The 11,956-nt window shown below is 40.9% G+C and carries 10 protein-coding genes; all 10 read left to right on the top strand.

Annotation, left to right across the window (positions count from 1 at the left end; all coding sequences use genetic code 11):
- Nucleotides 1-522: 522 nt before the first annotated feature.
- Entirely contained in the window at nt 523-4,293 is a 3,771-nt protein-coding gene (locus BLS65_RS02575; RefSeq protein WP_092435388.1) for a chemotaxis protein CheB, read from the top strand.
- A 183-nt stretch (nt 4,294-4,476) separates the two neighbouring features.
- Nucleotides 4,477-5,415 (top strand): radical SAM protein, encoded by a 939-nt coding sequence (locus BLS65_RS02570; protein ID WP_092435386.1) that lies wholly within the window; start codon nt 4,477-4,479, stop codon nt 5,413-5,415.
- A gap of 76 nt (nt 5,416-5,491) precedes the next feature.
- Nucleotides 5,492-6,238, top strand: coding sequence for a 2,3-diphosphoglycerate-dependent phosphoglycerate mutase (gene gpmA / locus BLS65_RS02565; protein WP_092435383.1), 747 nt, complete (start codon nt 5,492-5,494; stop codon nt 6,236-6,238).
- A 159-nt stretch (nt 6,239-6,397) separates the two neighbouring features.
- Nucleotides 6,398-7,348: an L-lactate dehydrogenase gene (locus BLS65_RS02560; protein WP_092435380.1), complete on the top strand. Its 951-nt coding sequence runs from the start codon at nt 6,398-6,400 to the stop codon at nt 7,346-7,348.
- A 27-nt stretch (nt 7,349-7,375) separates the two neighbouring features.
- Nucleotides 7,376-8,803, top strand: a complete 1,428-nt coding sequence (gene pyk / locus BLS65_RS02555) for a pyruvate kinase (RefSeq protein WP_212590492.1) — start codon at nt 7,376-7,378, stop codon at nt 8,801-8,803.
- A 25-nt stretch (nt 8,804-8,828) separates the two neighbouring features.
- Complete coding sequence (locus BLS65_RS18595) at nt 8,829-8,981, top strand: hypothetical protein (protein WP_212590491.1); 153 nt, start codon at nt 8,829-8,831, stop codon at nt 8,979-8,981.
- A 48-nt stretch (nt 8,982-9,029) separates the two neighbouring features.
- Nucleotides 9,030-9,611, top strand: coding sequence for an HAD-IIB family hydrolase (locus tag BLS65_RS02550; RefSeq protein ID WP_212590490.1), 582 nt, complete (start codon nt 9,030-9,032; stop codon nt 9,609-9,611).
- Nucleotides 9,608-10,717, top strand: coding sequence for a glycoside hydrolase family 130 protein (locus BLS65_RS02545; RefSeq protein WP_092435376.1), 1,110 nt, complete (start codon nt 9,608-9,610; stop codon nt 10,715-10,717). Before BLS65_RS02550 ends, BLS65_RS02545 begins: the two co-directional genes overlap by 4 nt.
- 113 nt (nt 10,718-10,830) lie before the next feature.
- Nucleotides 10,831-11,271, top strand: coding sequence for a universal stress protein (locus BLS65_RS02540; protein WP_092435373.1), 441 nt, complete (start codon nt 10,831-10,833; stop codon nt 11,269-11,271).
- A 172-nt stretch (nt 11,272-11,443) separates the two neighbouring features.
- The gene (locus BLS65_RS02535) at nt 11,444-11,791 is read left to right on the top strand and encodes a hypothetical protein (protein ID WP_092435370.1); all 348 of its coding nucleotides are present in this window, start codon (nt 11,444-11,446) and stop codon (nt 11,789-11,791) included.
- The last annotated feature ends 165 nt before the right edge of the window (nt 11,792-11,956 follow it).

Below are 11,956 nucleotides of genomic sequence, written 5' to 3'. Positions count from 1 at the left end.
CTTAGTAGATATCCTTTGTTTGCCTACAAACTACTTGTCTTTCTATTAGCCTACCATTTTTTAAGTATGACTTCTCACAACAACTTGTGTCCATAGCCGCTCAGAACCTAGCCGGTTACTGAAAATCATATACCTCACCATCTAGTCACTCCTCCTCTGGAGGAGCCGGAGGAGGTCGGTAGCGTATATACCAATCAGAATAGTTATACAATGCACCCTTTGTGTTCTCTGTGCCATTTTTTCTCCGTGACCTCTGTGGTTAAATATTGTAGATTGGTTAATGCTAATTGTAGAAGCCATCCTTTCACTTTTCACTTCTCACTTTTCACACCTTTAATTTTTCATTTTTTTGCAATTCACAATTCACCACTTACTTTTCACCACTTTGCACCGGCCGTCTTTTAACATTTAACCTTTAACTTTTCACTTCTCACTTTTCACTCCCTCATCTCTCCGTTTCTCAATAATAATTAACATTCCTATTGTAATAAACACTAAGTTTGATAAATCAATATTACGATAATGGATGCAGCTAAAAAAGACAAAATCAAACCACCTGCCACTCCGCAGTATTTCCCCGTTATAGGTGTTGGTGCATCAGCTGGAGGGCTCGATGCTTTCAAGCAATTACTCACAGCTATACCCGAGAACTCCGGAATGGCTTATGTCCTAGTACAGCATCTCGACCCATCGCACGAAAGCATGTTGCCCGAGATACTCTCGCGCTCCACCAAAATTCCCGTGCACGAAATCACCGACGATATACACCTTGCCCCCAACCATATCTACATCATTCCTTCCAATAAAATCCTCACTTCCACCGATGGTGTGCTCAAGCTCACCAACCGCGACAAAAAAATCATCAATCTTTCCATCGATATCTTCTTTACATCCCTTGCCGGTGTGCATAAAGAGTTTGCCGCTGGCGTTGTGCTATCGGGCACCGGAAGCGATGGCACTCTCGGACTAAAATCCATCAAAGAGCACGGCGGCATCAGCATTGCCCAAACCGAAGAATCGGCTGCTTACGATAGCATGCCGCAAAGTGCCATTAATGCTGGTGTTGTCGACTTTGTTTTACCGCCCAACGAAATTCCCGCACAGCTTGCCCAAGTCTTCAGCTCTTACAAAGCCAATCCTCTGTTCAAAGAAGAGGAAGAGCAGCTGCCCAAAGACGACGAAGCCGCTTTCAAACAAATTCTTTCGCTTCTCCGCCTGCGCAGCGGTGTAGACTTTACATACTACAAGCAGCCTACTTTCCATAGGCGTATTGCACGGCGCATTGCCATTGTTAAGAAGAAAGACCTTGCCGACTACCTAAACTTTTTACGCTCCGATAAAGCCGAACAGGACGCCCTCTTTCTCGATGTGCTCATTCCCGTTACCTCCTTCTTCCGCGATCCTAAAACCTTTAGCACACTCACTGATACCGTATTTCCTGCACTCTTCAAGAACAAGCCCTACGACGAACCCATTCGTATGTGGATTGCGGGATGCTCCACCGGCGAAGAAGCTTTTTCAATAGCCATTTGTCTTTACGAATTTCTGAAAGAGAAACTATCATTCACCAAGATTCAAATCTTCGCGTCCGATATCTCCGAAGACGCAATCAAGAAAGCACGCTCAGCCGTTTATACCAAGGCCGATGTGCAAATGCTCACCGATGCGCAGCTCAAAAACTATTTTGTAAAGACCAGAAGTGGTTACGAAGTAAGTAAGCTCATCCGCGACATGTGCATTTTTGCGCCTCACAACTTCTTAAAAGACCCTCCATTTGCCAAAATGGATTTAATAAGCTGCCGCAACGTGCTTATTTACATGGATACTTTCTTACAGAAGAAAGCGCTCACCGTTTTTCATTACGCTCTCAAAGAAAATGGATTCCTGCTGCTGGGTAAATCCGAAAGCACCAGTCCTGCATCAGAGCTATTCTCGCAGTTTAATAAGCACGAAAAGATATATTCGCCCAAACCAGTGCCCGGTCGCTTCATTCATGTTACAAACGAACGTAAAGAAAAAATGGTAGCTGCCAAAGACAAAACGGTAACCAACCCAGATTCCGTCTACACCGATTTCCGCAAGAGTGCTGAGGCCATTCTTCTCTCAAAATTCACCCCGGCAAGTGTTGTTGTGAACGAACAAATGGACATCGTTCACATTCACGGCATCATTACACCATTTCTGGAAGCACCGCAAGGCAAGCCCTCGTTCAACCTGCTGAAAATGGCCCGCGAAGGGTTATCCTTCGAATTGCGCAATGCCCTGCACAAAGCAAAATCCAGCGGCGTATCGGTTATCAAAGAAAACATACCTATTAACATAACCAACGACGAAGTTGGGCACGATAATAAATCATTAGTAACCATCGAAATTATTCCGCTCACCAACATGGTGGACTTGCACTACCTCATTTTGTTTACCAAAACAGCAGTGGCGGCAACCCGTTGCACTTCGGGCGGCAGTACAAAGAGAAAGAAGGACGAAGCGCAGCTGCTCTATCAACAGCTCGAAAAAGAGTTGGCGCAAACCCGTGAAGATATGCGCAGCATTACCGAAGACATGGAAGCCGCCAATGAAGAGCTCCAAAGCTCCAACGAAGAGATGCAAAGCAGCAACGAAGAGATGCAAAGCTTAAACGAAGAGCTCGAAACATCGAAAGAGGAGCTGCAATCTACCAACGAAGAGTTGATTATTATAAACCAGGAACTCATTGATAAGCAGGAACAGCTCAACAATACGCGCCTATATGCCGAAGCTATTGTATCCACTGTACGTCACCCGCTCATTATTCTCGATAAAGCCCTGCGCATTAAAAGCGCCAACGACTCATTTTATAATAAATTCAACGCCACAGAACAGGATACCGAAGGCAAACTGTTTTACGAGATACAAAATCGTCAATGGGACGATCATGCAATTCGCCTCCTGCTCGAAAATATCCTTGTAAAGCGAGAACGCCTTACCGACTTCGAAATAATTCTGAAGTTCCCTGAACTTGGCACACGCACAATGCTAATGAATGCACGGCAACTTGTAAACGAAAAAACTTCGCAGCAACTCATTCTCCTAGCCATTGAAGATATTACCGTTCAAAAGAACTTTGAAGAAGAATTAATAAAGGCTAAAAACATTGCTGAAAACGCTACCGATGTTGCCGAATGTGCCAGGAAAGCCAAGCAGCAGTTCTTAGCAAACATGAGCCATGAAATTCGCACTCCCATGAATGCTATTGTTGGGTTTTCAAAAGTGCTGCTCAAGGCCGATATGTCTGCCAAACACAAAGAGTATGTTCAAGCCATAAAGACCAGCGGCGATACACTAATCGTGCTTATCAATGATATTCTTGATTTAGCTAAGGTCGATGCCGGTAAAATAGTATTTGAACACAAACCGTTCAAGTTAGCTGCATCCATAAGCACGCTGCTTCATATGTTCGAAGTAACAATGCAGGAAAAGAACCTAAAGCTCGTTAAACTCTACGACAAAAACATTCCCGCAGTGGTAGTTGGCGATTCAGCGCGCTTGCATCAAATCATATTAAACCTTATGGGTAACGCCGTAAAGTTTACTAAAGCAGGACAAATTTCCGTAGCTGTTCGTTTGGTGCATCAAGATAGAGAGAACGCAATCATTAGCTTTGAATTTACCGATACAGGAATTGGTATCACTGACGATAACCTCGAATTAATCTTTGAAACGTTCCAGCAAGCAAAAAATACCACATCAGGCACATTTGGTGGAACAGGATTAGGTCTTGCCATTGTTAAGCAGCTGGTCGAAAAACAAGGCGGCACCATCAGCGTAACTAGTAAAGTAAACGAAGGCTCTACCTTTAGCTTCATCTTAACCTTTCAAAAAACTAATGTCGAAATTCAATCCGAAACCGTAACTGAGGAGTTAGGTCGTGGCACCCAGAACATAAAAATATTGGTTGCCGAAGATGTTATGCTCAACCAGCTGCTGATTAGAACAATATTAGACGATTTTAAATTCGAATGCGATATTGTTGCCAACGGTAAGTTTGCCATTGAAAAGCTACAAACAAACGCCTACGATATAATACTCATGGATTTGCATATGCCCGAAATGGATGGATTTGCCGCTACCAAGCACATTCGTAACACCATGCACTCCACTATTCCCATCATCGCCCTCACCGCCGACGTAACCACCGTTGATGTGCCAAAGTGCCAAGCAATAGGCATGAACGACTACATTGCTAAGCCTATTGATGAACAACTATTGTATAGGAAGATTGTGGACCTACTAAAGGTTAAAAACGATGCCAGCTAAGTAGGCAAAATAGCGCACCGCACACTTGACAACAGTAACCTGTGGCATTCCAAACCATTATCAGCAAACAACCATTGGGTTCATTTACCCGCCAACAGTAAAATGCCATATATATCGAATCGTTCTACCATTAAGCACGGTTTTATTATTTCTAAAGAACATAAATTCTGAAAAACAATAAGCATGTATAAGCATCTTTTTGGACCAGTTCCTTCGCGCAGGCTGGGTATGTCGTTAGGGGTCGACCTTGTACCTAAAAAAGTATGTTCGTTAAACTGTGTTTACTGCGAAGTAGGCAAAACCACTAAGCTTACGCTTAATAGAATGGAGTATGTAAAACACGATGTGGTGATTGCTGAACTAACCCAGTTCCTGAGCAGTAAACCTAAGCTCGATTACATTACATTTTCAGGCTCGGGCGAACCAACCCTCAATAGCCGAATAGGAGAAATCCTGAACTTTGTCAAGCAAAACTATCCCCATATAAAAACAGCCGTATTAACAAACGGCACGCTGTTGTTCAACAAAGCATTAAGAGCCGAACTGCTTCAAGCCGATGTTATTCTACCTTCGTTAGACGCTGCCACCCAAGCCGTGTTTGAAAAAATCGACCGTCCAGCCTCTACCCTTTCCATTGAAACGTGTATTCAGGGTTTAATTGATTTAAGGCACGAGTACAAAGGAAAAATTTGGCTAGAAGTATTCCTGTTGAAGAATTATAACGACACTAAACAGGAGTTAGATTTACTAAAGGAAGCCATCCTGAAAATCAAACCCGATAGCATTCAGCTAAATACCCTCGACCGGCCGGGCACCGTAAGCGGCTTAATCCCGCTATCAAAAAGCGAGTTGCAGGCAGTTGTTGATTACTGGAACATCCCAAACGTCAAAATCATTGCATCAGCTCAAGACCGAACAGCTGTTGAGTCCTATAGTGGCGATATTGAAACAGCCATTCTCGAAACCATTGCCCGCCGCCCATGTACCCTCAATGATTTACATAGCTTCTTAGGCATTCACGTAAACGAAATAAACAAGTATTTAGGAACACTGGAACTGAACAATAAAATCAAAACAGTCCAGCTCGACCGTGGTGTCTTCTACGAATTAAAGCACAAATAATATCGTTTTTCATAACGCAACTAGGGATTTTACTGTCCCTAGTTGTTATCTAGTTTTACGCGCTAAATAACTTGTTATGAAAATAGTATTGTTGCGCCACGGCGAAAGTCAATGGAACAAAGAAAACCGTTTTACTGGTTGGACCGATATTGACTTAACAGAAAAAGGATTCGAAGAAGCACAAAATGCCGGAAAGCTGCTAAATGCCGAAGGCTTAACCTTCGATATAGCATACACTTCAGTATTGAAAAGAGCCATCCATACTCTTTGGAGTGTATTGGATGAAATGGATTTGGCTTGGATTCCTGTATACCGTTCATGGAAGCTGAACGAGAAAAGTTATGGCGACCTGCAAGGTTTGAATAAAACTGAAACCCTAGTGAAATATGGAGAAGAACAAGTGTTGCTTTGGCGGCGCAGCTTCGATGTTCGTCCTCCAGAGTTAAATATTGCTGACAAAAGACATCCCGTAAATGAGGATAAATACAGCGCAATTGATAAATCGTTGTTGCCTGCTGCCGAATGTTTGAAAGACACCGTTGAGCGTTTTTTACCTTACTGGCATCAAACCATTAAGCCAGCTATTCTTAATCATCAAAAGGTTTTAATTGTAGCCCACGGAAACAGCCTTAGGGCACTAGTTAAATATCTCGACAATATCTCACACAGCGATATTGTGAATTTGAATATCCCTACCGGAATTCCCCTTGTATATGAGCTGGACGAAAACCTTCATCCTATCCATCATTACTATCTTGGCGATGCCGAACAAGTAAAGCAGGCCATGCATGCTGTAGCAAACCAGGCTTCGAAAAAAGATTAGCGAAATGTGTGAAAGATGTAATCTTTTACCTGAATTCTGTAACACTTCCCCTCTCTTCAAGCCTTAACTTAGTCATCTCAGAAATATGAAGAAAAGATGAAATGAGCATAACTAAAATCATCGGCAGTTTCATCTGTCAATTTAAAAACAATTTGACAAATGAGACAATTAAAACCAAAGATTGCAATAGTTGGAGCAGGCAATGTAGGTAGCACGTTCGCTTTTTCCCTAATGATAAGTGGCTTGGCCCGGGAAATTGTTTTAATTGACAAGAATGAATCGCTCGCCAAAGGTGAATGCATGGATCTAAATCATGGATTAAGCTTTGCCCAACCAACTAAAATTTATGCCGCAGGATTCGAAAGTTGCAAGGATGCCGATATTGTGGTCATCACCGCTGGAGCGAATCAAAAGCCGGGGCAAAGCAGAACAGATTTGGTAAAGGCTAATGTTGCCATATTTAAAGAGTTAATACCAGATATTACCAAATACGCAACGAATGCTATTCTTTTAGTTGTTACCAATCCGGTTGATATCCTTACCTATGTAACACTGAAAATATCGGGGTTTCCTTCGAATAGGATTATTGGTTCAGGAACAGTTTTGGATACAGCACGGCTAAAGTATATGTTAAGTGAATATTATAAAGTAGATGCCAGTAATATTCACGCCTACATTATCGGAGAGCATGGCGACACTGAACTCCCTGTTTGGAGTAATGCGACCATTGGAGGCATGGATATCGAGACGTTTTGCTCTGTTTGTGCCCGGAAGTCTAATTCCAAAAATGAATTGGAAGAAATATTTGATAACGTTAAAAATGCGGCTTATCAGATTATTCAAGCAAAAGGTGCAACAAACTATTCTATTGCATTGTCGTTGGTTAAAATTAGCCAAGCAATCGTGAGAAACGAAAATTCTATCTTGCCTGTTTCTACGCTAATCACCGATTTCTACGGAATAAGTGATGTATGTATAAGCATACCAGCAATCGTCAATATTACTGGCGTTGAACAATACCTAAAACTCAATTTGTCAGATCAAGAGCAAAAGTTGTTTGTAAAATCTGCCAAGGCCTTAAAGGATATCATAAAAGCAAGCAACTTTTAAACTAATTTGTTGCGAATAACGTGTAAAATGATGAGGCAAATAAATTCACAAACCAAAATAATTGCAACTTTAGGGCCAGCGACTTCCACTAAAAATATTATTTCTGAACTGATTAGGTCAGGAGTTGATGTATTCAGGCTAAATTTTTCGCATTCCTCGAAACTAGAATATTTGCGGATAATCAATCTGATTAAAGAATTGAATCTGGAATTGAAAACAAATGTGGCCACTCTGGCTGATTTACAAGGGCCAAAACTAAGGGTTGGCGAAATTGAAAACAACCTGATTCATTTAGAAAAGGATGATGTCATAACCTTTGTTACTGAAAAGTGTATTGGGCAGAAAGACCATATTTATATGAGTTATCTGGAGTTTCCGAAAGATGTAAATGTTGGTGAAGCAATTTTAATCGACGATGGTAAAATAAAGTTGGAAGTTACCGAAACCAATAAAAAAGATACCGTTCGGGCAAAAGTTATTTATGGTGGACCGCTTTCATCAAACAAAGGAGTAAACTTACCCAACACCAATGTTTCGCTGCCATGTCTTACCGAACAAGATATTTCGAACGCTGTTTTCGCGCTGAAACATGGTGTTGATTGGATTGCGATGTCGTTTGTCCGAAAGGCTTCGGATATTCTTGAATTAAAAGAATTGATCAGGAAAAGTAATGGCTTTGCCGCTGTTATTGCCAAAATTGAAAAACCGGAAGCTCTGCTTGAGATCGATCAGATTATTGATGCAACCGATGGTATTATGGTCGCACGTGGCGACCTAGGCGTTGAAGTTCCCTTTGACCAAGTTCCTTTGTTCCAGAAACTCATTGTTGAAAAATGTATCAGACATTCAAAACCGGTAATAATTGCTACCCAGATGATGGAAAGCATGATTACTAATTTCAGTCCAACCCGCGCTGAGGCAAATGATGTAGCCAATGCAGTTTTGGATGGAGCCGATGCTTTAATGCTGAGCGCTGAAACTTCCATTGGCAAATACCCGGTTGAAACTATACAGTGTATGCAACGGATTATTGATTATACCGAATCCAACGGAAAGCCTTATAACAAAAAGTTCGAACCAGTGCCAGGAAATCCTAATTTTTTATCTAACTCTGTTTGCTTTAGTGCCACAAAACTCGCCGAACTAGTAAAATCGAAGGCTCTGATTATTTTTACCCATTCAGGGTTCTCTGCCATAGGTGTATCAAGCTACAGGCCTGATTCAAAAATTTATGTTTTTACAAACAATGAAAATATTTTAAGAAAAATGGCGCTTATTTGGGGCATTGAAACATACTATATGGATTATGATAAAATAGATGAAGCCATTAGCGAATCAACCCATAAGTTATTGGAGTTAAATTTGGTGAATAAAGGAGACATACTGGTTTATGTAAGCAGTATTCCTCGTCATCTGTATGGGCATACCAATATGCTAAAAGTAGATCTGGTGTAATGAATTGATTTTAAAAACATAATTCATGAAAAGACTTATCGTTTTTGATCTGGACGGTACACTTGCCGTAAGTAAATCATCGATCGACACTGAAATGGCTGTATTATTGCACGACCTACTTCAAATCGTCAAAGTAGCAGTTATTTCTGGAGGCGATTGGCCGCAGTTTGAAAAATAACTGCTCTCCAATCTTCCTCACGACGAGTGTCTGGGAAATCTTTCCCTGTTGCCAACTTGTGGAACAAAGTTTTACACGTATAGTAACGAATGGAAAAAGGGTTATTCTGAAGATTTCACTGTAAATGAAAAGGAGAGGATTATCGGTTCCATAAAAAAAGCGATTGCTAAAACGGGGTACAAAGTTGAAAAGGTTTGGGGAGAAACTATTGAAGATCGGGGAAGCCAGATCACTTTTTCAGCATTGGGTCAGCAGGCTCCTATCGAAGAAAAGAAAAATTGGGACCCCAATTTCGATAAAAGACAAAAGATCAAAGCAATTCTAGATAAGATTATTCCTGAATTTTCAGTGCGTCTGGGTGGAACGACTTCAGTTGATGTAACCAAACCCGGCATTGACAAAGCATATGGGATTCGAAAACTCCAAGATAATCTTGGTATTGCAATCGATGAAATGATATTTATTGGCGATGCCTTATTTCCGGGAGGAAACGACTATCCAGCGAAAGAGGCAGGCGTTTTATCTATAAAAGTACGCGATCCAAATGAATCGAAACGGGTTGTTGAAGCAATCATCGCCTGTTTGGATAGGACTTATGAACCAGAAGTTTACGAGAAGAAATATATATGATTGGATTAAAATTACAACGTCTTGGACAAATCATGGAACCCGAACTGGGCAATCCAATGGAGGTCGAAGGTGTCCTGAATCCAGCCGCCATTCGTGGGCCGGATGGAAATCTCTACCTTTTCCCAAGGTATGTGGCGAAGGGTAATTATTCGCGCATTGGTATTGCAAAAGTACTGTATAATGAGGCAGGAGATCCTATTGGAGTTGAAAGGCTTGGTATCGCTTTAGAGCCAGAAGCCGAATATGAAAAGCGTTCTGATGGTAGCGGCGGATGCGAGGATGCACGAGTCACCTATTTTGAACCTCTAAAGCGTTATATAATGACTTATACAGCCCTTTCGCCTAAGGGTCCACGGATCGCCATGGCCGAATCGGTTAATTTACTCCAATGGAAGCGACTTGGTCTTGCAGCTTTTGAACCGTATGATGGCATCGATTTCGTAAATGTTGACAACAAAGACGCTGTTCTCTTTCCTGTTGCCATTCCCAATCATAAAGGAAAGATGCAAATGGCTATCCTGCACCGGCCTCTTTTTCAAGGTACACGTCCGGAAGAAACCGTATTCCAAGCTAAATTGAGAGAGGTTGATATTGCTCATGAAAGTATCTGGATTTCATACTGTCCGATACCTTTAGATGGCCCCCACCTGGATCATATTGGATTGTTCAATTCCCATTATCGACTTGCAAGTCCCGTGTCTCCATGGGAACGACTCAAAATAGGGGGCGGAACTCCACCCATTCTTACCCGGCATGGCTGGCTGATCCTTTACCACGGAGTCAGTGAAATTGAGCATCCGGTAAATTGTAATGATAAGTTTCGTTATTCAGCCGGTGTGATGATTCTATCCAAGGATCATCCACAACATATCCATTATCGTTCGATAGAACCGGTTTTAAAGCCAAAGCTGAAGCAGGAGCGCGTTGGTATCATCGCCAATGTTGTATTTCCTACCGGTATTGATCAACGGATCGATCTTGGCTTACCCGATCGATTCGATATTTATTATGGAATGGCAGACAACCGCATTGGAGTGGCCCGTCTTGATTTACCGGATGTCCTGCCAAAGGAAGGAGTTGCCGATGCACCAGATGAAATAGTATAAATTCAGAAAATGTGTGAAAAATGTAATCTTTTACCTGAATTCTGTAACACTTCCCGTTCCTATCCAAACTAACTTAGCCTCAATAGATACATCAACTTTTAAAACAAAACAAAATGAAAAATGTACTGATTGCTTTAGATTATGATCCTACCGCTAAGATAGTTGCAGATAAAGGGGGCTTTTTGTCTAAAACCATGAATGCCAAAATTACTTTACTACATGTAATTTCAAAACCGGTGCTGTATTATGCTTCATACCATGAAATAGCTCCTCTTTTAAAAAATGAAGATGAATTAAAAGCAACATCTAAACTTTTTCTTGATCAATTGAAAAAGGATCTTCGAGACGAATCAATTCGAACCATAGTTAAAGAGGGTGATACATCTGATTGCATTTTAAAAACGGCAAAAGATACGAATGCCGATGTTATTGTTCTGGGTACACATAGCCGAAAATGGCTAGAAAATATAGTTATGGGAAGCGTTGCAGAAAGTGTACTTAAACATTCGACTTTACCACTCTTTATTATTCCAACAAAAAAACAAAGAGATTAAAAATATGATTTGATGTCTAGCGAACTCCGAATACTTAACACTGCTGAATTTTACGAGACAAAAAACAGGAATTCTGACGTGTGATTTATGTAATTCATTTAAAAAATGCTGTAACATTTTGTCACCCTATACCGCTTAATTTTGACTTTTCTGAAATTAATAAAGAACGAAGATGAAAGAGAAAATAAATAAGTTGAATCCGACCGAAAATCAGACTGGCAAGAAAAAGAAAGATAATCCGCAAGGTTATCCCCTATATCCTGAAAGCGAAGATATTTATGAAAAATCTCAGCAAGAAGAGGGCATAAACCCCGAAGACATTTCTAAAACAAAGTCATCAAACAGCACCAATGAATTAAGACGACAAGAACTGGATAATAAATCTAATGAAAACGACCTTGACATTCCAGGTTCCGAACTCGATGATATTCAGGAAGACATTGGTAGTGAAGATGAAGAGAACAACTACTACAGTTTAGGTGGTGACAACCATGAAAATTTGGAAGAAGACCAGGGATAGTAAAATCAACTAAATAACTTTATTAGATTGCAAGATTCAACTCACAAATGCAACTTGGGTTAACTGATTATTGTCAAGTTTCACAAGATTGTTTATGACAACTTGTTTGATTAATATATTTCAAAGATAAAACTTTATTTTTAAACTCATCAGGTTCTTGTAAAA

Origin of the sequence: Williamwhitmania taraxaci, from assembly GCF_900096565.1 — a bacterium.
Classification (GTDB): Bacteria; Bacteroidota; Bacteroidia; order Bacteroidales; family Williamwhitmaniaceae; genus Williamwhitmania; species Williamwhitmania taraxaci.
The sequence above is the reverse complement of the archived record's forward strand: the minus strand, read 5'-3'. Positions and strand labels throughout refer to the sequence as shown.

Coding starts and splice junctions, on each gene's coding strand:
- BLS65_RS02575 (WP_092435388.1), top strand. CDS start 523: ATGGATGCAGCTAAAAAAGACAAAATCAAACCACCTGCCACTCCGCAG.
- BLS65_RS02570 (WP_092435386.1), top strand. CDS start 4,477: ATGTATAAGCATCTTTTTGGACCAGTTCCTTCGCGCAGGCTGGGTATG.
- gpmA (WP_092435383.1), top strand. CDS start 5,492: ATGAAAATAGTATTGTTGCGCCACGGCGAAAGTCAATGGAACAAAGAA.
- BLS65_RS02560 (WP_092435380.1), top strand. CDS start 6,398: ATGAGACAATTAAAACCAAAGATTGCAATAGTTGGAGCAGGCAATGTA.
- pyk (WP_212590492.1), top strand. CDS start 7,376: ATGATGAGGCAAATAAATTCACAAACCAAAATAATTGCAACTTTAGGG.
- BLS65_RS18595 (WP_212590491.1), top strand. CDS start 8,829: ATGAAAAGACTTATCGTTTTTGATCTGGACGGTACACTTGCCGTAAGT.
- BLS65_RS02545 (WP_092435376.1), top strand. CDS start 9,608: ATGATTGGATTAAAATTACAACGTCTTGGACAAATCATGGAACCCGAA.
- BLS65_RS02540 (WP_092435373.1), top strand. CDS start 10,831: ATGAAAAATGTACTGATTGCTTTAGATTATGATCCTACCGCTAAGATA.
- BLS65_RS02535 (WP_092435370.1), top strand. CDS start 11,444: ATGAAAGAGAAAATAAATAAGTTGAATCCGACCGAAAATCAGACTGGC.